23 protein-coding genes are annotated in these 21,049 nt (G+C 60.9%); 5 read left to right on the forward strand and 18 right to left on the reverse strand.

Translation table 11 applies throughout. The annotated features are described in order from the left end of the window. Positions 1-15 precede the first annotated feature (15 nt). The 11 genes from C1896_19105 to C1896_19155 form a co-directional block, all read right to left on the reverse strand. On the reverse strand, positions 16-672 hold the full coding sequence (locus C1896_19105; protein AZZ46838.1) for an octanoyltransferase: 657 nt from the start codon (positions 670-672) through the stop codon (positions 16-18). Between the two features lie 61 nt (positions 673-733). Next, on the reverse strand, positions 734-1,018 hold the full coding sequence (locus C1896_19110; protein ID AZZ46839.1) for a hypothetical protein: 285 nt from the start codon (positions 1,016-1,018) through the stop codon (positions 734-736). Positions 1,019-1,078: 60 nt separating this feature from the next. Then, complete coding sequence (locus tag C1896_19115) at positions 1,079-2,236, reverse strand: D-alanyl-D-alanine carboxypeptidase (GenBank protein AZZ46840.1); 1,158 nt, start codon at positions 2,234-2,236, stop codon at positions 1,079-1,081. A gap of 74 nt (positions 2,237-2,310) precedes the next feature. Continuing rightward, positions 2,311-3,294: a septal ring lytic transglycosylase RlpA family lipoprotein gene (locus tag C1896_19120; GenBank protein ID AZZ46841.1), complete on the reverse strand. Its 984-nt coding sequence runs from the start codon at positions 3,292-3,294 to the stop codon at positions 2,311-2,313. Continuing rightward, complete coding sequence (mltB, locus tag C1896_19125) at positions 3,291-4,283, reverse strand: lytic murein transglycosylase B (GenBank protein ID AZZ47741.1); 993 nt, start codon at positions 4,281-4,283, stop codon at positions 3,291-3,293. The genes C1896_19120 and mltB overlap by 4 nt, the downstream gene beginning before the upstream one ends. 38 nt (positions 4,284-4,321) lie before the next feature. Next, positions 4,322-5,467: a rod shape-determining protein RodA gene (locus C1896_19130; GenBank protein AZZ46842.1), complete on the reverse strand. Its 1,146-nt coding sequence runs from the start codon at positions 5,465-5,467 to the stop codon at positions 4,322-4,324. Further along, positions 5,464-7,353, reverse strand: coding sequence for a penicillin-binding protein 2 (gene mrdA / locus C1896_19135; GenBank protein ID AZZ46843.1), 1,890 nt, complete (start codon positions 7,351-7,353; stop codon positions 5,464-5,466). Before mrdA ends, C1896_19130 begins: the two co-directional genes overlap by 4 nt. 16 nt (positions 7,354-7,369) lie before the next feature. Further along, positions 7,370-7,837 carry a 23S rRNA (pseudouridine(1915)-N(3))-methyltransferase RlmH gene (locus tag C1896_19140; protein AZZ46844.1) on the reverse strand — a complete coding sequence of 156 codons (468 nt, stop codon included), beginning with the start codon at positions 7,835-7,837 and terminating at the stop codon, positions 7,370-7,372. 7 nt (positions 7,838-7,844) lie between these two features. Continuing rightward, the gene (gene rsfS / locus C1896_19145; GenBank protein AZZ46845.1) at positions 7,845-8,204 is read right to left on the reverse strand and encodes a ribosome silencing factor; all 360 of its coding nucleotides are present in this window, start codon (positions 8,202-8,204) and stop codon (positions 7,845-7,847) included. A gap of 14 nt (positions 8,205-8,218) precedes the next feature. Next, positions 8,219-8,878, reverse strand: coding sequence for a nicotinate-nucleotide adenylyltransferase (locus C1896_19150; protein ID AZZ46846.1), 660 nt, complete (start codon positions 8,876-8,878; stop codon positions 8,219-8,221). Then, positions 8,878-10,143, reverse strand: a complete 1,266-nt coding sequence (locus C1896_19155) for a glutamate-5-semialdehyde dehydrogenase (protein AZZ47742.1) — start codon at positions 10,141-10,143, stop codon at positions 8,878-8,880. The genes C1896_19150 and C1896_19155 overlap by 1 nt, the downstream gene beginning before the upstream one ends. 262 nt (positions 10,144-10,405) lie before the next feature. On the opposite strand from C1896_19155, the gene C1896_19160 reads away from it, so the two are divergent. Then, positions 10,406-11,725, forward strand: coding sequence for a phosphoesterase (locus C1896_19160; GenBank protein AZZ46847.1), 1,320 nt, complete (start codon positions 10,406-10,408; stop codon positions 11,723-11,725). Positions 11,726-11,749: 24 nt separating this feature from the next. Here C1896_19160 and C1896_19165 read toward each other — a convergent pair whose 3' ends face one another. The 3 genes from C1896_19165 to C1896_19175 are packed head-to-tail and all read right to left on the reverse strand — an operon-like array spanning position 11,750 to position 13,431. Then, positions 11,750-12,343: an ATP-dependent protease gene (locus C1896_19165; GenBank protein ID AZZ46848.1), complete on the reverse strand. Its 594-nt coding sequence runs from the start codon at positions 12,341-12,343 to the stop codon at positions 11,750-11,752. Between the two features lie 9 nt (positions 12,344-12,352). Next, positions 12,353-13,072 carry an LrgB family protein gene (locus C1896_19170; protein ID AZZ46849.1) on the reverse strand — a complete coding sequence of 240 codons (720 nt, stop codon included), beginning with the start codon at positions 13,070-13,072 and terminating at the stop codon, positions 12,353-12,355. After that, on the reverse strand, positions 13,069-13,431 hold the full coding sequence (locus C1896_19175; GenBank protein ID AZZ46850.1) for a CidA/LrgA family protein: 363 nt from the start codon (positions 13,429-13,431) through the stop codon (positions 13,069-13,071). Before C1896_19175 ends, C1896_19170 begins: the two co-directional genes overlap by 4 nt. Before the next feature lie 181 nt (positions 13,432-13,612). Between C1896_19175 and C1896_19180 the strand changes: the two genes are divergently transcribed. The 3 genes from C1896_19180 (at position 13,613) to C1896_19190 (ending at position 16,481) form a co-directional block, all read left to right on the forward strand. After that, positions 13,613-14,068, forward strand: coding sequence for a MaoC family dehydratase (locus tag C1896_19180; protein AZZ46851.1), 456 nt, complete (start codon positions 13,613-13,615; stop codon positions 14,066-14,068). Between the two features lie 71 nt (positions 14,069-14,139). Then, positions 14,140-15,819 (forward strand): peptidase C13, encoded by a 1,680-nt coding sequence (locus C1896_19185; GenBank protein AZZ46852.1) that lies wholly within the window; start codon positions 14,140-14,142, stop codon positions 15,817-15,819. A gap of 20 nt (positions 15,820-15,839) precedes the next feature. Further along, positions 15,840-16,481, forward strand: coding sequence for a nucleoside-diphosphate sugar epimerase (locus C1896_19190; protein AZZ46853.1), 642 nt, complete (start codon positions 15,840-15,842; stop codon positions 16,479-16,481). Between the two features lie 78 nt (positions 16,482-16,559). On the opposite strand, the gene C1896_19195 is transcribed toward C1896_19190, so the two are convergent. Further along, positions 16,560-17,102, reverse strand: a complete 543-nt coding sequence (locus C1896_19195; protein AZZ46854.1) for an oligoribonuclease — start codon at positions 17,100-17,102, stop codon at positions 16,560-16,562. A gap of 28 nt (positions 17,103-17,130) precedes the next feature. After that, positions 17,131-17,940 (reverse strand): trans-aconitate methyltransferase, encoded by an 810-nt coding sequence (locus C1896_19200; GenBank protein AZZ46855.1) that lies wholly within the window; start codon positions 17,938-17,940, stop codon positions 17,131-17,133. 126 nt (positions 17,941-18,066) lie between these two features. Between C1896_19200 and C1896_19205 the strand changes: the two genes are divergently transcribed. Continuing rightward, entirely contained in the window at positions 18,067-19,098 is a 1,032-nt protein-coding gene (locus C1896_19205; GenBank protein AZZ46856.1) for a small ribosomal subunit biogenesis GTPase RsgA, read from the forward strand. A gap of 35 nt (positions 19,099-19,133) precedes the next feature. Here C1896_19205 and C1896_19210 read toward each other — a convergent pair whose 3' ends face one another. Continuing rightward, positions 19,134-20,144, reverse strand: a complete 1,011-nt coding sequence (locus C1896_19210) for a motility protein MotB (protein AZZ46857.1) — start codon at positions 20,142-20,144, stop codon at positions 19,134-19,136. Positions 20,145-20,152: 8 nt separating this feature from the next. After that, positions 20,153-21,004, reverse strand: a complete 852-nt coding sequence (motA, locus tag C1896_19215) for a flagellar motor stator protein MotA (GenBank protein ID AZZ46858.1) — start codon at positions 21,002-21,004, stop codon at positions 20,153-20,155. Positions 21,005-21,049: the final 45 nt, after the last annotated feature.

Genomic DNA, 21,049 nt, shown 5'->3' on the forward strand with positions numbered 1-21,049 from the left:
ATAAGCCTGCCTTAGCTAGCTTATTGCTGCGCCTGTGAGGGTCTGCTGCTGCGCGTAGCCGAGGTGCTTGACCAGCTGTTCACGCAGGCGGGCACCAACCTCGGCAAAGGCTATCGGCCCCTCAACCAGATCGGCTAATTGGGTCATGGCCATGCCGGCGTAGCCGCAAGGATTGATCCGCCCGAAGGGTTCCAGGTCCATGTCCACATTGAGCGCCAGGCCATGGAACGAGCGTCCGTTACGAATGCGCAGGCCAAGGGACGCGATCTTCGCACCCTCGACGTACACGCCAGGCGCGTCCGGTTTGGCCAAGGCTTGCACATCGTAGCTGGCAAGCAAATCGATCAGGCTCTGTTCGATGCGGCTGACCAGTTCGCGCACACCAAAACCTAACCGACGGACGTCCAGCATCAGGTAGCACACCAGTTGCCCGGGGCCATGATAGGTCACCTGCCCACCCCGATCAGCCTGTATCACGGGGATATCGCCGGGCAACAGCAGGTGCTCGGCCTTGCCGGCCTGCCCTTGGGTGAACACCCGCGGATGCTGCAGCAGCCAGATCTCGTCAACAGTGTCCGGCTGCCGTTCGTTGGTAAAGCGCTGCATGGCTTGCCAGGCGACGGGATAGTCCACCAGACCGAGCTCACGCACCTCCAGCAGCGAGATACTCATGACTAAGCACCTGCGCCTGGAGGACTTACAACCATACGTGCATTGGTGGGATGCCGGCCCATTACAGCACCATGTGCACGCACCCGGTGGCGCGCAGATCGACATGGATCGCTTGCAACTGCTCGACGCTCGTCGCCGTAATCAGTACCTGCACGGATAGAAAACGTCCGTTACGACTGTCGCGGCTTACCAACGTAGTTTCATCAAAATTCGGCGCATGCCGACGGATCACTTCTACGACCGTCTCGCTGAAGCCTTCGCCCGCATCGCCGATCACCTTGATCGGATAGCGCTCGCAGGGGAACTCGATTTTGGGTGCTTGTGTTTCGCTTTTACTTTCGGTCATGGCAACAGACTCATGATCCGCAAGCGCGCCCGGCGGATAGCAGGGGCACGCTCCAGAGGTTCAGTTGAAGAGGTTGAAGAAGAACAGCTGAATGCTATCCCACAAACGGCTGAACAACCCACCTTCCTCTACCGCCTGCAAGGCAATCAGGTCAGTGCTTTGCAAGACTTCGCCATCGAGACTTACCTCCACCTTGCCGATCACATCACCCTGCTGGATTGGCGCGGTGAGTTCGGGATTAAAGGTAAGGCCGGCCTGGAGTTTATCCATCTGCCCACGTGGCAGCGTCATGGTCAGATCGTTCGCCAGCCCAGCACTGACCTGGTCCTGCTGGCCTTTCCAGACACGGGACGTCGCCAGCTCAACACCCTTCTGATAGAAGGTCCGGGTCTCGAAGAAGCGGAATCCATAGGTCAGCAGTTTCTGCGTCTCGGCGGCACGTGCCTGCTCGCTGTTAGTGCCGAAGACAGCGGTGATCAGCCGCATGTCATCCCGAACTGCAGAGGCGACCAGGCAGTAGCCAGCCTCTTCGGTATGACCAGTCTTCAAACCGTCGACAGTCTTGTCGCGCCACAGTAGAAGGTTGCGGTTGGGCTGTTTGATGTTGTTCCAGAAGAATTCCTTCTGCGCATAAATGCCGTAGTGTGCGGGATCCTCATGAATGATCGCGCGGGCCAGCTTGGCCATGTCGGCGGCGGAAGAATAGTGTTCTGGATGAGGCAGCCCTGTGGCATTCATGAAATGCGTATTGGTCATGCCCAGTCGCTGAGCAGTGCTGTTCATGAGGTCGGCAAAGGCCTCTTCGCTGCCGGCAATATGTTCTGCCATGGCCACGCTGGCGTCATTGCCAGACTGAATAATGATGCCGTGCAGCAGATCGTCTACCGAAACCTGCGTATTGACCTGGATGAACATCCGCGAGCCACCGGTGCGCCAGGCTTTTTCGCTAATAGTCACCATGTCGCTTTCGGAAATCTGCCCCTTCTTGATTTCCAGTGTGGCGATATAAGCCGTCATCAGTTTTGTCAGACTGGCGGGCGGCAGGCGTTCATCACCGGCATTCTCGACCAGCACCTTGCCGCTGGCGGCATCCATCAAAACGTAGGACTTGGCCGCCAGCTGTGGCGGTGAAGGAATGATCGGCTCGGCCCAGGCGGTGGGCGCTACGGCCAGCACGGTGAGAAGGAACAGCCGGTGCACGAAGGTGGTGATAGTCATTGCGCTCTCAAAAAGGTGGTGTGGCAAAAACGGTTACAGGTCAGCGTCGCGTATCCATCAGCGATGAAGAGCCTTCAATCGCCGCGTACTCGGCGCGGGTTTCCCAAATTGGCGAGACGGACGCTCTGTTCGAGCTGTGTGGCTTCATCGGGGGATTCGATTGGCCCTAGGCGCACCCGGTGCAGAATCTGCTCTTGGTGCACAACCGAACTCACGAATACCGGCGCTTCGGTCAAACTACTGAGCTTGTCGCGCAGCAACTGAGCGGCATCAGGGTTGGCAAACGCACCGACCTGGAGATAGACACCGGTCCCGCTTGCAGCGCGCTTGTCGCCGGTTTCAACCTCCATCGGCACGGTGGCGCCAGCATGCTGTGTGGGTGGCGGCGTGTATTGTTCGACAGGTTGCGCCAGCGCAGCAGCCGAGGGTTTGGCGACCTTTTGCGGCTGGGCCAGGACCATAGGCGCCGGCCTGCCTCGCTCGGCCCACCATCGCTCGGGGTCGATACCTTCGACCTTGACCCGTGCGGTCCCGTTTTCTGCATAACCCAGTTTCTTCGCCGCCGCGAACGACAGGTCGATGATCCGATTCGAGTAGAACGGACCGCGGTCATTGACCCGCAGCACCACTGTCTTGCCGTTGTCGAGGTTGGTTACCCGAACATAGCTGGGCAGCGGCAGCGTTTTGTGCGCCGCGCTCATGCCGTACAGATCGTATTTTTCGCCGTTGGCGGTCGGCTGACCATGAAACTTGGTGCCGTACCAGGATGCCGTTCCGGTCGCCCGATAGTTGCGCCCGTCACCGATGGGGTAATAGGTTTTGCCCAGCACGGTATAGGGATTGGCCTTGAACGGGCCGTTGTGCGGCGTGGGTGTTGCGTCAGGGATACGGGACACGTCGACATCCCACCAAGGCGCGCCGTCCTTGTGCGGCCGCGAGTAGTCACCTGGACCACTGATACCTGCACTTTTGGTGGGGGCCGGCGACGGTGTCGGCGCCGACGAGCATCCGACAACCAGCACAGCGACAGTCGCTACCGCCAGCAAACGAGAGGTCATTGCGCACCCCGCGCCTGGAGCAACTGCTCGGAAAGCTGATGGACTGCCATCGCGTACATCACGCTGCGGTTATAACGGGTAATGACATAGAAGTTCGGCAAGCCGACCCAGTACTCGTCGCCGTCAGCCCCGTCCAGACGAAAGGCGGTTACCGCAACGTCGTTGGCCATCTCCGTTTCGGCCGGCCATTGCCAACCTAGCTCGCGCAATTCAGCGGCCTTCAGGACCGGTTCAAGCCCCTCGGTCAGACCTTCGCTATACCGCTCGCCACTTACTGTGGCCCGCGCCACCACCGGTGCACCAGCGGTCCAACCGTGTTGTTTGAAATAATTGGCGGCGCTGCCGATGGCGTCGACAGGGTTCTTCCAAATGTCGATACGTCCGTCCGCATCGAAATCCACGGCATAGGCGCGGAAGCTACTCGGCATGAATTGCGGCAGCCCCATGGCACCAGCGTAAGAACCGGTCAGTGTCAGTGGGTCGACTTGCTCTTCACGGGCCAGCAAAAGGAATTCCTTTAGCTGCTGACGGAAGAATGGCTGGCGCGGTGGATAGTCGAAGCCCAGGGTCGACAAGGCATCTATGACGCGATAGTTACCGGTGTTGCGGCCATAAAAGGTTTCGACGCCGATGATGGCGACGATGACCTGTGCCGGCACACCAGATTCCTGTTCGGCTCGCGCCAGCGCTGCCTCGTTCTCGCGCCAGAAATCCACGCCCTGCGCGACCCGTGAATCGGTCATGAAGATCGGCCGATATTCTTTCCACGCCTTGACGCGTTCTGCCGGCCGGGAGATAGCATCGAGAATCACCTGTTTGCGCTCTGCCTGCGCCAGCACTTCGATCACCTGCTCACTGGCGAACCCATAGTCCTGGGTCATTTCGCGCACAAAATCTTCGATTTTTTCGCCTTGATAATCTGCCGCAAAAACCGCCGGAGCATGTCCGAACGCTGCGAAAAGACCCGCTCCGCAGAGCGCTCGTGTCAACCAGCCACGTCGTAATCGATCCAAGAAATTCACTCTAGTCAAACCTGTGCGATCCATTTGCGATGGGTGTGGATCGACATCAAAACCCCGAACCCTGATAGCAGGGTTACCAATGAAGTGCCACCAAAACTGATGAAGGGCAACGGCACCCCTACCACCGGCAACAGACCGCTGACCATGCCGATGTTGATGAATACGTAGACGAAAAAGGTCATCGTCAGCGCACCGGCCAGCAACTTGCCAAACAGGGTCTGCGCCTGAACGGTAATGACCAGGCCGCGCATGATCAACAGCAAATAAAGCAGCAGTAGCAAGCAGACGCCCACCAGGCCGAACTCCTCAGCCAGAACCGCAATAATAAAGTCCGTATGGCTTTCCGGCAAAAAATCCAGATGGGACTGGGTGCCCAGCAACCAACCCTTGCCAAACACCCCGCCTGAACCAATCGCCGCCTTCGACTGGATGATGTTCCAGCCGGTTCCCAGCGGGTCGCTTTCTGGGTCGAGGAATGTATGCACGCGCTGTTTCTGGTAGTTGTGCAGAACGAAATACCACATAGCCACGGCGATCGGCACCAGCGCCGCAATTGCGCTCAGAATCCAGCGCCAGCGCAGCCCGGCGATGAACAGCACGAAAGCACCGGAGACCAGAACCAGCAAGGAAGTGCCCAGATCCGGCTGTTTGAGGATCAGCACGAAGGGCGTGAGGATCAGGCCAAGGCTGACCATGGTGTGCTTGATGCCTGGCGGCAATGCGCGCGCAGATAAATACCAGGCGATGGTCATCGGCATGATGATTTTCATGAACTCAGACGGCTGGAAGCGAATCACGCCAGGGATATTGATCCAGCGGGTCGCACCCATCGCGGTGTATCCGACGAATTCCACCGCGACCAGCAGCGCTACAACCGCCAAGTAGCCAGCCGGGACCCAGCGCGCCATGAATCTTGGTTCCAGTTGAGCGATGACCAGCATGGCGCCCAGGCCGAAGCCATAGGAAGTCGCCTGCTTGATCAGCAGATCCACGTTCTTGCCGCCGGCCGAATAAAGAACGAACAAGCTGCCGGCCGCTAGCGTCAGCAGAAGCAACAGCAGCACCCCATCGATATGCATGCGCTGTAACAGCGTCGCCCGACGGCGCATCACATCGGTGGTCGATAGCGTGCGGTCAAATGTTCCGCTCATGGCTTGGCCCCCCGTGCCGTCAGGGCCGGTGCATACTCGGCCTTCAGCTCGCCCGCCTCGTTCAACAGCCAGGCGTCCATGATCTGCTTGGCCACCGGAGCCGCGACGCCGGACCCAGACTCACCGTTCTCGACCATCACAGCCACTGCTATCTGCGGGTCATGCACCGGGGCGAAGGCGACGAACAAGGCATGATCACGATGGCGTTCGGCAAGTTTTCCGCTGTCATACTTCTCGCCCTGCTTGATGGCGACGACCTGCGCCGTACCGCTTTTGCCGGCGATGAGATACGCGGCGGTATCGCCTACTTTCTTTGCCGTGCCGCGGGCGCCGTGCAGCACCTTCACCATGCCGTTGATGGAGGCATCCCAGTAACTTGGATCGCGGAGCTGAATATCAGGCATCGGTTCCGGATCGACAGGCATTTCACCTTCAATGCTTTTCGCCAGGTGCGGTCTGATCCATTTGCCGTGGGTCGCCATCAGCGCGGTCGCCTGGGCCAGCTGCAACGGAGTGGTCTGCATGTAGCCCTGACCGATGCCGAGGATAACGGTCTCGCCCGGGTACCAGGCCTGCCTGTAACGGCCACGCTTCCAGTCTCGCGACGGCATCAGGCCAGCGGTTTCCTCGAACATATCCAACGCAACGCGCTGGCCGAGGCCAAAGCGACTCATGTAGTCATGCATACGGTCGATGCCCATCTTGTGGGCAAGGTCGTAAAAATAGGTGTCGTTCGACCGCATGATGGCCGTTTCCAGATCCACCCAGCCGTCGCCGCCGCGATTCCAGTTCCGATACTTATGCTTCACATTGGGCAGCTGAAAGAAGCCGGGGTCGAACACGCGGCTGTTCTCGGTTACCACACCGGTATCCAGCCCAGCCACCGCCATCATCGGCTTGATGGTTGAACCTGGTGGGTACAGCCCGCGCAAGACCCGGTTGAACAGCGGCTGATCGATCGAGTCACGCAACTCGCCGTAAGCCTTGAAGCTGATGCCGGTCACGAACAGGTTGGGATCGAAGCTGGGCTGGCTGACCATTGCCAGCACCTCGCCGGTCGAGGGCTGCAAGGCGACGATGGCGCCGCGACGTCCCGCCAACGCGGCTTCGGCCGCCTCCTGCAGCTCAAGATCGAGCGTCAGGGTGATGTCCTTGCCCGGAATAGGATCGGTGCGCTTGAGTACCCGCAGCACCCGACCCCGAGCGTTGGTTTCGACTTCCTCGTAACCCACCTGACCGTGCAGGACATCTTCATAGAAGCGCTCGATGCCGGTCTTGCCGATATGGTGGGTGCCGCTGTAGTTGACCGGATCAAGCTGCTTGACCTCCGCCTCGTTGATCCGACCGACGTAGCCGACCGAGTGCGCGAAATGCTTGCCCTGTGGGTAGTGTCGAACCAGTTGCGCCGCCACCTCCACGCCGGGCAGACGGAACTGATCCACCGCGATGCGGGCGATCTGCTCTTCCGACAACTCGTACATGATCGGCACCGGCTCGAATGGCCTCCGCCCCTGAAGCACGCGCTTTTCGAAGAGCGCACGCTCTTCGCTGGAGAGCTCCAGCACCTCGACCACCGTGTCGAGTGTCTTGCGCCAATCTTCAGCTCGCTCGCGAGTCACCGTAAGACTGAAGCTCGGCCGGTTGTCGGCGATGAGTTTGCCAGTCCGGTCGAAAATCAGCCCGCGATTCGGTGGAATCGGCTGGACGTGAACACGGTTGCTTTCGGATAGCGTCGAGTGATGCTCGTACTGCACGACCTGCAGGTAGTAAAGCCGCGCAATCAAGGCGCCGATCAGGAGCAGCACCAAAACCCCGCCCACAATCACCCGCTGACGCACCAGGCGGGCGTCCTTTTCGTGGTCCTGGAGAGGGATCGACTTGGACATCTTGGGTTTGGCTGTACTACTTGTGGTAAGGGTGACCCGACAGCAACGTCCAGGCGCGATAGATCTGCTCGCCGATAAGAATGCGCACCAGCGGATGTGGCAAGGTCAACGGCGACAGCGACCAGCGTTGCTCACTCCGCGCGCAAACTTCGGGCGCCAGGCCCTCCGGTCCGCCAACCATCAGGTTGACGTTGCGTGCATCGAGCCGCCAGCGCTCCAACTCGGACGCCAGCTGCTCGGTGCTCCACGGCCGCCCCGTCACCTCAAGCGTGACGATGCGCTCGCCGGGTTGCACCTTCGCCAGCATGGCCTCGCCTTCCTGACGAATCAACCGCGCCACGTCGGCATTCTTGCCACGGGTGTTAAGCGATATTTCATGAAGCTCCAAAGGCAGCTCAGATGGCAGGCGCTTGGCATATTCTTGCCAACCGTCCTCCACCCAGCGCGGCATCTTCGAACCCACCGCAATCAGCTTGATCCGCACGGATCGACTATTCCTGTTCGCCCGCGTGCTGCGCACGGCTCTGCTCGGCGCCTTGCCAGAGGCGCTCGAGATCGTAGAACTGGCGAGTTGGCACCTGCATCACATGCACCACCACATCACCCAGGTCGAGCAGAGCCCATTCGCCGCCGTCCAGGCCTTCGCTACCAAGAGGGCGTACGCCCTGCTCCTTGACTTTCTCGAGCACGTTCTCGGCGAGCGATTTCACGTGACGGCTGGACGTGCCGCTAGCGATAACCATGAAGTCGGTGACACTGGTCTTGCCACGGACATCGATAGTCGTGATATCGGTGCCTTTCAGATCTTCCAGGGCGCTAACGGCCAGCTGGGCCAACGAATCATTTTGCATAATGTGAAACAACCTCAGTTCGACGCCCGGTACAGTCCGTGCGCGTTGATATAAGCCAGCACGGCGTCCGGTACGAGAAAGCGTACAGACCGGCCGCTGGCCAGAAATTGACGAATACGTGTTGCCGACACCCCTAGCGGGGCCTGCCAGACGAAAGCAATTTGCCCACCGCTGCCGGTAAGCGTCAGCGGATCGTTCACGCTGCGTGCCGCCAGCAGGTCCCGCAGTGCTTCCGGCGACTCGCTGTCGGCATCCGGCCGTTGCATGACCAGAATATGGCAATGATCGAGCAGCTCATCCCAGCGATGCCAACCGGGAAGCCCGCAGAAGGCATCCCAACCCATGATCAGAAAGACCTGATCGTCATCATCCAGCTCGGCACGCAAAGACTCCAGCGTGTCGATGGTGTAAGACGGCTTGTCACGCTCCAACTCGCGTGCATCGACCGAAAGCGGAGCCAAGTCCTGCACCGCCAGCCGAACCATGCTCAAGCGATCCTGCGCAGTGCTGTATGGCGTTTCACGGTGCGGTGGTCGGTAGTTAGGGACCAGGCGAACCTCGTCGAGCCCGACCATTTCTGCTACTTCCAGAGCGCCGCGTAAATGCCCGATATGCACCGGGTCAAAGGTGCCACCGAGAAGGCCGATGCGCCGAGGGGTGCCAGTTGCCCTCATCAAGTACGCACGTGGCCGTCGCCGAATACCACGTACTTCTCGCTGGTCAGTCCTTCCAGGCCGACCGGACCACGGGCGTGCAGTTTATCGGTGGAAATGCCGATCTCAGCGCCCAGCCCGTACTCGAAGCCATCGGCAAAACGAGTGGAGGCGTTGATCATTACCGACGCCGAATCGACCTCAGTAATGAAGCGCCGCGCATCGGTGAAGTTTTCAGTGACGATCGCGTCAGTGTGCTGCGAACCGTAGCGGTTGATGTGCTGGATCGCTTCATCCAGGGAATCGACAATGCGGATCGACAGGATCGGCGCATTGTATTCGGTGGACCAATCTTCTTCGCTGGCAGCTAACACATCGCTACCGAGCAATTCACAGGTCCGTGGGCAGCCACGCAGTTCGACGCCCTTCCCCCGGTAGATCGCTGCCAGCGGCGGCAACACACGAGCTGCGATGGATGCATGAACCAACAGCGTTTCCATGGTGTTGCACGGCGCATAGCGCTGGGTCTTGGCGTTGTCGGCGATGCGAACAGCCTTGTCGAGGTCGGCCGCCTGATCGATGAACACGTGGCAGATTCCGTCCAGATGCTTGATCACCGGCACCTTGGCGTCGCGACTGATGCGCTCGATCAGCCCCTTACCACCGCGCGGCACGATCACATCCACGTATTCCGGCATGGTAATCAATGCCCCAACGGCGGCGCGGTCGGTGGTCTCGACAACTTGCACCGCAGCAGCTGGCAGTTGGGCCTCGGCCAGGCCCAGTTGAATGCAGCGAGCAATGGCCTGGTTCGAGTGGATCGCTTCCGAGCCGCCACGCAAAATAGTGGCGTTGCCCGACTTGAGACACAGGCTGGCGGCATCGATGGTCACGTTGGGCCGTGACTCGTAGATGATCCCAACCACGCCCAGCGGCACGCGCATCTTGCCAACCTGAATGCCAGAAGGCAGATAGCGCATGTCGCGGATCTCACCGATGGGGTCAGGCAGGTTCGCGACCTGGCGCAGCCCCTCGATCATGTCGTCGATGCGCGCCGGCGTAAGCGCCAGACGATCGAGCATGGCCTCGTCCAGACCATTGGCACGCCCGGCCTCGAGGTCCTCACGATTGGCACGGACCAGCTCCTCACGCGCGGCGTCAAGCGCGGCGGCGGCTGCTTGCAAGGCCCGGTTCTTCTGCGCTGTGGTGGCGCGCGCTAGCACGCGCGACGCCTCGCGCGCGGCGCGACCGAGGCGGGTCATGTAGTCGAGTACGGACTCGGTCATGGTCTGGCTGGCCTGACTGAAGGGAAAGCGGCTGATTATAGCCACCCACGCGCCTCACGCACAGCGGCGCCGGGCGAATGGCAGAAAAGCATCCGACTGCAGGTCACCCCACCGAATGTGCCACCTGACCACTCAAGCGCGTCGAAATCCGCCGTTTGATCCGTGACCGCTCCAGGCAATTCCCAGCGCTATCATGACCAGACGCTTGAAACCCGGGCGCCAGGTGCCGGGTCGAAGCGTTTCGGACCAAGGAAAACAACCCATGCCGGAATGGCTTACCGTACTCTCCAATTGGCTCACTGAGCACCCACAATGGCTTGGCCTTAGCCTGTTTGTAGTCGCCTGTCTCGAATGCCTCGCCATTGTTGGCTTGCTGATGCCCGGCACCGTGCTGGTGTTTGCCATCGCGGTCGTCGCCGGCAGTGGCGTGCTGAGCCTCGGCGAGACACTGCTCCTCGGCTATGCCGGCGGTCTACTTGGCGACCTGCTCTCATACGGGCTGGGGCGCCGCTATCATCAAAATATTCGCAGTCTTCGCGGCCTGCGCGACCACCCGGAATGGCTGACACGCGCCGAGTTGTACTTCGAGCGCTACGGCATCGCCAGTCTGCTTGTAGGACGCTTCATCGGTCCGCTGCGACCCATGTTGCCGGTGACCGCGGGCATGCTCGACATGCCGTTTGGACGCTTTCTCCTGGTCAGCCTGGTCGCCGCGGCTGGCTGGTCGATGGCCTATCTGCTGCCGGGCTGGGCGGCGGGTGCAGCCGTGCGACTGCCCTTGCCAGAGGGTTTCTGGAGCGAGGCGGGCGTTGTAACCGCCGCTCTGCTTCTGCTCGTCGGCGGCGTGGTGCATGGCAGCCTGCATCAGATGCGCTGGGTGACCCCGCTTGCCGCCGGCCTCAGCGCAGCCGTTCTAATTGGACTGTTCATTGGTTGGCCCTACCTGGTGGAACTCGACGAAGGGCTGATGACGGTCATTCAAGGCGAGCGCAGCCCGATCTTCGACCGTTTCATGGTCGTGGTTACACGAGCCGGCGACTTCCAAACCCAGCTGTGGGCCGCCGTGTTGCTGAGTCTGTTGTTAATCGCCACAAAACAGTGGCGCGCTGCAGCGTTCACCATTCTCACGCTGCTGGGCACCGCGCTGGCCAACGGCGCACTTAAAGCGACCTTCGGCCGCATCCGCCCGGAAATTCTGTTGGAGCCCCTACACAGCTTCAGCTTCCCCAGCGGTCACAGCTCGGCGGCATTCGCCTTTTTTCTCACCCTTGGGGTTCTCGCCGGCAGGGGCCAGCCACCGCGCCTGCGCCTGGCCTGGGTGCTATTGGGCGTCTTGCCGGCCACCGCAATTGCACTGTCGCGTGTCTATCTCGGCGTTCACTGGCCAACCGATGTAATCGCTGGCGCGGTGTTGGCAGCCAGCATTTGCGCGGCGAGCCTGGCCCTGGTGCAATGGCGCGCACCGATGACGGCACTGTCGCCGAAAATATGGTGGCTGATCCTGCCGGCCACCCTGGGACTGATTGGCGCCTTTGCGATCTGGGCATTGCCAGGCGCCATGCTGCTCTATCGCTACCAGTAGTGCCGCCTACGCCATTCAGGCGCCCTACTGTTCGACCGCCTCGCCCTGCAGTTGCTCCAGCCAGCATTGAATCCGCTGCAATTGCAGCGCTGGGTCGTCAAGCTGCAACAGTTCGATTTTCTGCTCCGGCTGAAAGGGCAGCAGGTAAGCCAGCTGATGTGCCAGTGAGCGCTGGCCCTGCGCGGCACTGCCCATCCCCAGGGCTTCAACCAGCGGATGTTGACCGAGCGCCTCCAGCAGAATAGCCAGATCAAGATGCTCATCCTTCAGCGGCAGGTCGTCCCCCTCCTCGCGCCAGTTGATCTCGGCAACGGTCAGCTGATCACGCTGCACCTCGGCCGACAACACATCGAAGCGACGGCCGCCCTCGACTCGTATGCCCAACAAGCCATTGGGTCGCTGTTGCCAATCGCGAATCAACGCCTCACAGCCGGTCAGGGCATATTCGCTCGGCGCCAACCCCACCTCGCTGCCCTCGATGAGACGCACCACACCGAAGCCATGTCCGGCCTTCATGCAGCTGCTGACCATATCCAGATAGCGCGCCTCGAAGAGCTGCAGATCAAGGGTGCACCCGGGAAACAAAACGGTATCGAGCGGAAACAACGGTAGCTTCATTCAAACTCCTTACGACAGCATCAGCACGGCCAAAGGCAGCAGCACTGCAGTCATCACGCCCATCAGGCTCATGGCCAGTGCCGCAAAGGCGCCGCACTCGTCGCCTTCCTGCAACGCCTGGGCAGTCCCCACCGCATGCGCAGTCAGACCCAGCGCCATGCCTCGGGCGGCAGGATGCTGAACGCCAAACCTGCGCAACAGTTCCGGGCCGATGATCGCGCCGATGATACCCGTGATCATCACGAAGACAGCTGCCAGCGCCACCACGCCGCCGATCTGCTCGGCCACCAGCATGGCGATAGGCGAGGTAACCGACTTGGGCGCCAGGGTCATCAGGATCATCTGGTCGGCACCAAAGACCCAGGCCAGCGTCATGCCCAGCGCCGTAGCGCCGGTGCCGGCCAGTAGCAGAGTGAGCATGATAGGCCCGAACAGTTCGCGGATCCTCCGCAGATTGAGGTACAGCGGCACGGCGAGTGCCACGGTAGTTGGTCCGAGGAGCACGGTCAGCATCTGGGCGCTGTCGCGGTACTCCTCATAGCTCAGACCGCAAAGCACAAGCGTAGCGACCACCACCACCATCGACACCAGCACTGGCTGCAGAAATACCCAGCGGGTTTTTTCGTAGGCCGCATAGGCCAGCTGAAAAGCCGCCAAAGTGATCGCCACGCCAAACAGGGGGTGATGAATGACCGCATCCCAAGCCGCCTGCCACTGCATCGCGATCATGCGCGACCTGCCTTGCGCTGCTGACGGCGAATCAGCGTTTGCATCAGCCAGCCGGTAAACACCAACGACACCACCAGCGAGAGCACCAGTACGCCGACGATGGCCCAGAAATCCTCGAGAATCGCCCCGGTGTAGGCCATCACACCCACAGCGGGCGGCACCAGCAACAGGGGCAGATAACGCAACAGGCTACTCGCGGCGACCTGCAGCGATTCACTCGCTTGCCCGCGAGCCAGCAGCGCTACGAACAGCAACAGCAAGCCGATGATTGGCCCCGGCAGCATTGGCAGAACCATTACGTTGAGCGCAGTGCCAAGCAGTTGGAACAGCAGCAGCCAGGTTAGTCCGCGTAGCAGCATGGAAGCCTCCAGAGCAAAGGAGCGCAATTATAAGCATCTCGCCACAACGACACCCGCAACAGCTCCCTATCAGCCTATGGCGCGCCATTCGCACGAACCATGCTTGGTTGATTCGCCCTCGGCTGCGTGCTGATCTAGCGTTGCGTCACATCCGCACAAAACAACAAACACCGGAGGATATATGCCGCAAGTACCCGTAGCAGAACTCAAGGACTACATTGGCAAAGAGCTAGGCCACTCCGAATGGTTCACCGTCGATCAGCAGCGAGTCGACCAGTTCGCCGATTGCACCGGTGATCACCAGTTCATCCACATCGACCCTGAAAAAGCTGCGCAAACCCCGTTCGGTGGCACCATCGCCCACGGCTTCCTGTCGCTTTCGCTATTGCCGATGTTGATGGACGAACTGATGATTCGCCCTGAAGGAACCAAGATGGGCGTCAACTACGGGCTCGATAGCCTGCGCTTCATCCAGCCAGTCAGGGTCGGCTCGCGGGTTCGCGTAGCAGCGACGTTACTCGACGCCTACGAGAAGAACCCGGGACAGTGGCTGCTCAAGTCGCGCGCCGTAATGGAAATCGAGGGCGTGGAAAAGCCCGCCTACATTGCTGAGACCCTGGCGCTCTGCTTTGTCTGACCAGACGGGCGCAGTTGCCGCACCCCGCTGAGTTTGCGGCATACTGCGGTGTCGACCCTCTGGATAGCCGCATGCGCCAACTCGCTCCACTTCTGTTCGCCTGTTTTTTGACCGCCTGCGGTGATGGCGAACCGTTGTTGCCTGCCGACGCCGTGCTGCCTGATGGTGGTCGTTACCGGGGCGAGGTCATCGATGGCCTGCTGCAGGGCGAAGGGCGTATCGACTACCCCAACGGCAGCCATTACCTCGGATCGTTCAAGGATGGACAGTGGCACGGTCAAGGCGTCTGGCAAGGCGCTAATGGCGACCGCTACGAAGGCTCCTTCAAACAAGGTCTGTTCAATGGCCAGGGCCGCTTCAGCTACGCCACCGGTGGTGTCTATGAAGGGCATTTCGAGCAGGGAAGCCTCAACGGCACGGGCCGCTACAGCGAACCCGGCCTGAGCTACGAAGGTGGGTTCAAGGATGGCCTCTATCACGGCACCGGCAAATTGCAGGAAGCAGAGGGCATCAGCTACGAGGGCGAATTCGGCGACGGCCAGCCCGACGGCGAGGGCTCCCGCAGCGACACCAGTGGAGTATTCAGCGGCACCTTCACCGACGGCCGGCTCAGCGGTGATGGCCTCTACCGTAGCAAAGACGGCGAGCATTACCTGGGCCAGTTTCGAGACGACCTTTTCCATGGCCAGGGGCGCTACGAAGATGCTGCCGGAAATGTCTGGAGAGGCACCTTCAAACACGGCGAACTAAGCGGCAACGGCGAATATGTCGGCATCGATGGTACGCACTACAGGGGACAGTTCACACGCTGGCAGTACAGCGGCGAAGGGGATCTGCGCCAGCCGGACGGCGCTCAGTACCTCGGTCGTTTCCAGGCAGGCCAGTTCGATGGGCCGGGAACCCTCATCCTCGCCGACGGCACCAAGCGGAGCGGTACGTGGCGGGCCGGCCGCCTAAGCCAAGATGCTCAAGGCAAGCGCCTCGCCGACCCACTGGAGATAGGCCTGCTGCATCAGGGCCAGCTGTTGGCGGACGCACTTGACGCGGTGCCGCCATCGACCCCGGCGGCAGAGCTCTACAGCCTGACCTTGGCAGGCGATGGGCAGCAAAGTGTGTTTCTGCGCGAGGTCGACTACGTGGACGACCTGCTGGCTGAACGTTTTGCCGCACGCGGTCAGATCAGTTTGGTCAACCACCGCGACCACTTCGCCGACCGGCCACTGGCTACTCGCGAAAACCTTTCCCGCGCGATTGCCCGGCTGGCCGAGCGCAGCGGCCCGGAAGACCTGATCTTCATCTACTTAACCAGTCACGGCTCGGCAGACCATCAGTTGGTCCTCGCGCAACCCCGGCTGGCGCTGGAGAACTTGCCAGCCGCGGACCTGTCGGCGCTGATGCAGCCACTTGCCGAACGCAACAAGATCATTGTCATCTCTGCTTGCTATTCCGGCGGGTTCATCGAGCCGCTGAAAAGCCCCAACACGCTCATCATTACCGCAGCTCGTGCCGACCGCGTGTCGTTTGGCTGCTCCGAGGAGAGCGACTTCACCTACTTCGGCCGCGCTCTATTTGCCGAGGCCTTGCAGGAAACTCCGGATATTGTGCAGGCATTCACGCTGGCACAGGCGAGGGTTGCCGAACGGGAACAAGCCGACCACTATCAAGCTTCGGAGCCGCAGATATGGGCGCCCGAGCAGGTTGTCGAACGCTGGCGAGTGCTGAGCAGACAGCAACCAGCGCCATCTGACTGATCGTTACAGGAAGCCAAACCATGTATCTGACGCCACAGCGTATTTTGCTTGCCGGCGCCACCGGGCTAACCGGCGAGCACCTGCTCGACCGCCTGCTCAACGAACCCACAGTAGAGTGCGTGCTCGCCCCCAGCCGCAAGCAATTAGCCACACACCCGCGGCTTGAGAACGCGATTGGCCCGCTGCAGACGCTGCTGCCGGAGCTGTCGGGTGACATCGACACCGCGTTTTGCTGCCTGGGTAGCACGCTGAAGGAAGCAGGCAGCCAGGACGCCTTTCGCGCCATCGACCATGACCTGGTTGTCGCCTTCGCCAAACGCGCTCGGGAGATGGGCGCGCGACACCTACTGGTAATCAGCTCGCTGGGAGCCGACCCCGCCAGTTCTATTTTTTACTGCCGTGTCAAAGGCGAGGTGGAGCAGGCGCTACGCGCCCAGAACTGGCCGCAACTGACCATCGTGCGACCTTCGCAGCTGCTCGGGCCACGCATGCAGGTCCGCCCAGTCGAACGGCTGACCGCCCCGCTCTCCTATCTGTTGCCCGGCAAATACAGGGGTATCTCTGCCTGCTCTCTGGCGCGGGCGCTCTGGCGCCTGGCGCTGGAGGAAGGCGAAGGTACGCGGGTGGTTGAGTCAGACGAATTGCGAAGACTGGGCCGGTAACCGTTTCAAGCTGCGTTAATGCCGCGCGCAGCTTGTGTAAACCAGGCGTTTTTATGGTCTTGGCATGCTGCGGCGTGGTCAGTGCTTGATGAAGTGCTCGCGGTAATGGCGCAGCTCGGCAATCGACTCGCGGATGTCGTCCAGCGCCAGGTGCGTACCACCTTTCTTGAAACCAGCCAGTACCTCAGGCGCCCAGCGCGCGGCCAATTCTTTGAGCGTCGAAACGTCCAGGTTGCGGTAGTGAAAGTAGGCTTCCAGGCGCGGCATGCGGCGGTAAAGGAAACGCCGATCCTGGCAGATGCTGTTGCCGCAGATCGGCGACTTGCCCTTAGGCACCCACTGCTCAAGAAACGCCAGCGTCTGCGCCTCGGCGTCCTCGGTAGTGATCTGGCTGTCGCGCACCCGCTGAGTCAGGCCGGAACCGCCATGCTGGCGCGTATTCCACTCGTCCATACCGGCAAGGATTTCATCGCTCTGATGGATGGCAATCACCGGCCCTTCGGCCAGCACGTTGAGCTGACTGTCGGTAACGATGGTTGCCATTTCGATGATGACGTCGTTGTCAGGATCCAGACCGGTCATTTCCAGATCGATCCAGATGAGATTTTGCGGGTTCTGCATGGTGAACTCCTTGGCTGTGGCGCGCAGTTTAGCCGCTCGCGGAGCGGCCGTCAGGTTGCGGGGCCGCCCCGGGCCGCCAGATCAGCAGGCGTGAACGCCGCCAGTCATCGATGGCCAGAGTTTCCTGCGCCTCAACGCCAGGCACCTCGAAGCTGTTACTGATCAACAGCGCATCCGGACTCATCTCGGCCCGAGCCTTCTGCCACAACGCGGGCATGGGAGCAGGCGAGAGAAAGCAATAGACCACATCGTAGCCGGCCAGCGGTTCGCGCCAGAAGCTGCGAAAACGCACCCGGCAGTTGCGCTGGAACAAACAGCGCAACCAGCACAATGCAAAGGTGAGCGGCGCCGTCTCGACACCGACGAAACGTGCGGATGGATAAAGCCGCGCCAACCGCAGGAGAGTGCCGCCGAGCCCACTGCCCAGATCAACGAAACTGAATCCATCGGGCAGCGCCTGCAGCCGTTGCGCCAGCTGCTGCTCGGCTACCGAACCAGTGAGATACAGGGGAACCCGCTCGGTCAGGGCGTTCCAGTTCAACATCAGCAAGATTAGAAAGCCGACCAGCAACAACCAGGGTGGCAGCGCATGGTCTTGAAGAAGCACCAGCCCCGGCACGAAGCCAAGATTGATTGGCAGCCACCAGCGCGACAATCCGAGGCGCTGACCGGTCAATGCAGCAACCGCACCTTGCAGACAGGCAGCCCCTAAAAGGCTGAGGTGCCAGCCCAGCAGTCGCGCCAACGCAAGCAGCAACAGCCAGCACAGCAGCAGCGACAGCACTTGACTGAGCAGCGCCAGCAAGGCGGGATAACGAGTAAGTGAGGAGACAGGCATGGGCGCTCGCCGCCAACCGTAGAGACTGCCTAGTCTACCGGCCAAAAGCCCAGCAAAAACAGGCCCGCAGCCTGCACTCACGGGCATGTTAGACTCGCCCTCTTTTCATACCTGGGCACCCACGCAATGGCCAAACGCCAACTCAACCGCCGGCAAAGCTGGCGCATCGAGAAGATCCAGGAAGAACGCGCCACACGCGCGGCGCGGCGGGAATCGCGCACAGTGGAAGAGCTCGAGGGCGGCGATCTCGGCCCGGAACAGACCGGCCTGGTCATCGCTCACTTCGGCGTGCAGGTTGAAGTTGAGGCTCAGGAAGGCGAGCACTGCGGTCAGGTGTTCCGCTGCCACCTGCGTGCAAACCTGCCAGCGCTGGTGACCGGCGATCGAGTGGTCTGGCGTCCAGGCAACCAGGGCATCGGTGTAATCGTTGCGCAACTGCCGCGTCAGTCCGAGCTCTGCCGGCCAGACACTCGCGGTCAGCTCAAGCCAGTGGCCGCCAACGTCGACCTGATCGTCATCGTTTTCGCCCCGTTGCCGGAGCCGCACGCCAATCTCATCGACCGCTACCTGATCGCAGCCGAGCATGCCGGTATCACGCCGCTGTTGCTGCTGAACAAGGCAGACCTGATTGATGCCCAGAACGAAGGTGCGCTCAACGCCCTGCTGGCCGTCTACCGCACCCTGGGCTATCCCCTGATGGAGGTGTCCGCGCATGACGGCGCAGGCATGGAGGCGCTGCAAGCGCGCCTCGACGGGCACGTCAGCGTGTTCGTCGGCCAGTCCGGGGTGGGCAAATCGTCGCTGGTGAACAGCCTTTTGCCTGGCGTCGACACCCGGGTGGGTGCGCTGTCAGAGATGACCGGTAAGGGAACGCATACCACCACGACCGCGCGGCTGTTTCATTTCCCCGGCGGTGGTGAGCTAATCGACTCGCCGGGCATCCGCGAATTCGGCCTGGGCCACGTAAGCCGCTCTGATGTCGAGGCCGGCTTCATCGAGTTCCAGGACCTGCTGGGTCACTGCCGCTTTCGCGACTGCAAGCATGACCGTGAGCCGGGCTGCGCGTTGCTCAAGGCACTGGAGCAGGGGCAAATCCAGCCACAACGCATGGCCAGTTACCGACATATCATCAGTAGCCTACCGGAAGCCGACTACTGACATTTGCTTGACCAGCCGCCGTTGAGCCGCCCGGCTCAGTTACCGCCAGGCTGGTCGAATTGCAGCACGCCGTCCTCGAAGATGTTCAGCCGCTCGCGCAACTGCGGTGCTTGCAGCGGCGCGGTAGGCGCTGCCGAGGGCGCCGATGTATCGCCTGCGGAGGTGGGCTCTGACGCTGCGTCTTTCCCCGTCGCGTCCGACTGCTCACCCTCGATATCGCGCTGCGCTTTCTTGGTCAACACCAGGATATCGATGCGGCGATTGACGGGATTCAACGGGTCCTCCCGATCAAACAAGGCCGAAGAGGCATAGCCCACCACCCGGGCAATCTGTTCCTCTGGATAGCTACCCGCAACCAAGGCGCGCCGAGCTGCATTGGCCCGCCCTGCCGACAACTCCCAGTTACCGAATTCGCCGCGCCCAGAATAGGGCTTGGCATCGGTGTGCCCGCTAACGCTGATCTTGTTCGGCACCGCACGGATGGTATCGGCCATCGCCAGCAGAATATCCTCGAAGTACGGCTGCAATTGGGCACTGCCTAGGGCAAACATAGGACGATTGGCCGCATCCATGATCTGAATGCGCAAGCCGTCCTGAGTGATCTCGAACAGGATCTGGTCCTTGAAGCGGGTCAGCTCCGGATTTTCGTCAACCTTGTTCTGAAGTTCCTGAAGCAACAGATCGAGACGTTCGCGCTCCAACTGCTCGGCGAAGGTTTCCGCCTGATCGGCGTCCATCTTTGACTCGCTCTGCTGAACAGCCGGGTCGACCGTATCGTTCAAGGTGCGATCCGGCGCAGGCGTTGGGGTACCGCCCAGATCGATCACATGCGGACTGGCGCTTTCAGTGAAGCCAATCGGGTCCTGGAAATAGCCCGAAATCGCACGTTTCTGTTCGGGCGTGGCCGAGGACATCAGCCACATCACCATAAAGAACGCCATCATGGCGGTCGCAAAGTCGGCGAAGGCAATCTTCCAAGCGCCACCGTGGTGGCCCGCGGCGACCTTCTTGACCCGCTTGACGATGATTGGTTGGGTATTGTCCATGATTGCGCTTAGCTACCACGCATCGCTTGTTCAAGCTCAGCAAAACTTGGACGGTGCGCCGGCAGCAGCACCTTGCGACCAAACTCCACCGCCAGCGTCGGCGGCATCCCGGACGCCGAGGCCACCAGGGTCGCCTTGATGCCCTCGTACAGATTCAGTTCTTCCTTGGCGTCGTGCTCGAGCGCCGCCGCCAGCGGGCCGAAGAAGCCGTAGGACGCCAGAATGCCGAGGAAGGTACCTACCAGGGCCGTACCAACTTTCTCACCGATCTCCGCGTTGGTTGCCGAAGCGAGCACCGACATGGTGATCACGATACCCAGTACCGCAGCTACGATCCCCATCGCTGGCAAGCCGTCTGCAATCTTCGCCACGGCGTGAGACGGATGTTCAAGCTCTTCCTTGAGGCCGTTGAGCTCCATGTCGAACAGGCCTTCCAGCTCATGCGGGGCCATGTTGCCGGAAGACATGATGCGCAAGTAGTCACAGACGAAGGCTGTCATCCGTTCGTCCTTCAGGATCGCGGGGTACTTGCTGAAAATCGGGCTGGCGGCTGGATCTTCGATGTCGGCTTCGATCGCCATCATGCCCTCGCGGCGGCTCTTGTTGAGGATCTCGTAGAGCATCCCCAGCACTTCCAGGTAGTACTTGTGCGTAAAGCGATTGCCAAACATCTGCAGCGATTTCTTGAACACGATTTTGGTCGTGCTGCCAGGGTTGGCCTGCAGAAAGCCGCCAAGTGCGGCACCACCGATGATCATTACCTCGAACGGGTGAATGAGTGCGGCGACTTTGCCGCCGGACAGAATGAAACCGCCAAGGACGCTGGCGATTACCACGATGATGCCGATTATTTTTGCCATAGGTAGGTACGTCTAAAACCTGATCTCAGGGCACCTGAAACAAGC

Source organism: Pseudomonadaceae bacterium SI-3 (assembly GCA_004010935.1).
In the GTDB taxonomy this organism is placed as follows: domain Bacteria; phylum Pseudomonadota; class Gammaproteobacteria; order Pseudomonadales; family Pseudomonadaceae; genus Stutzerimonas.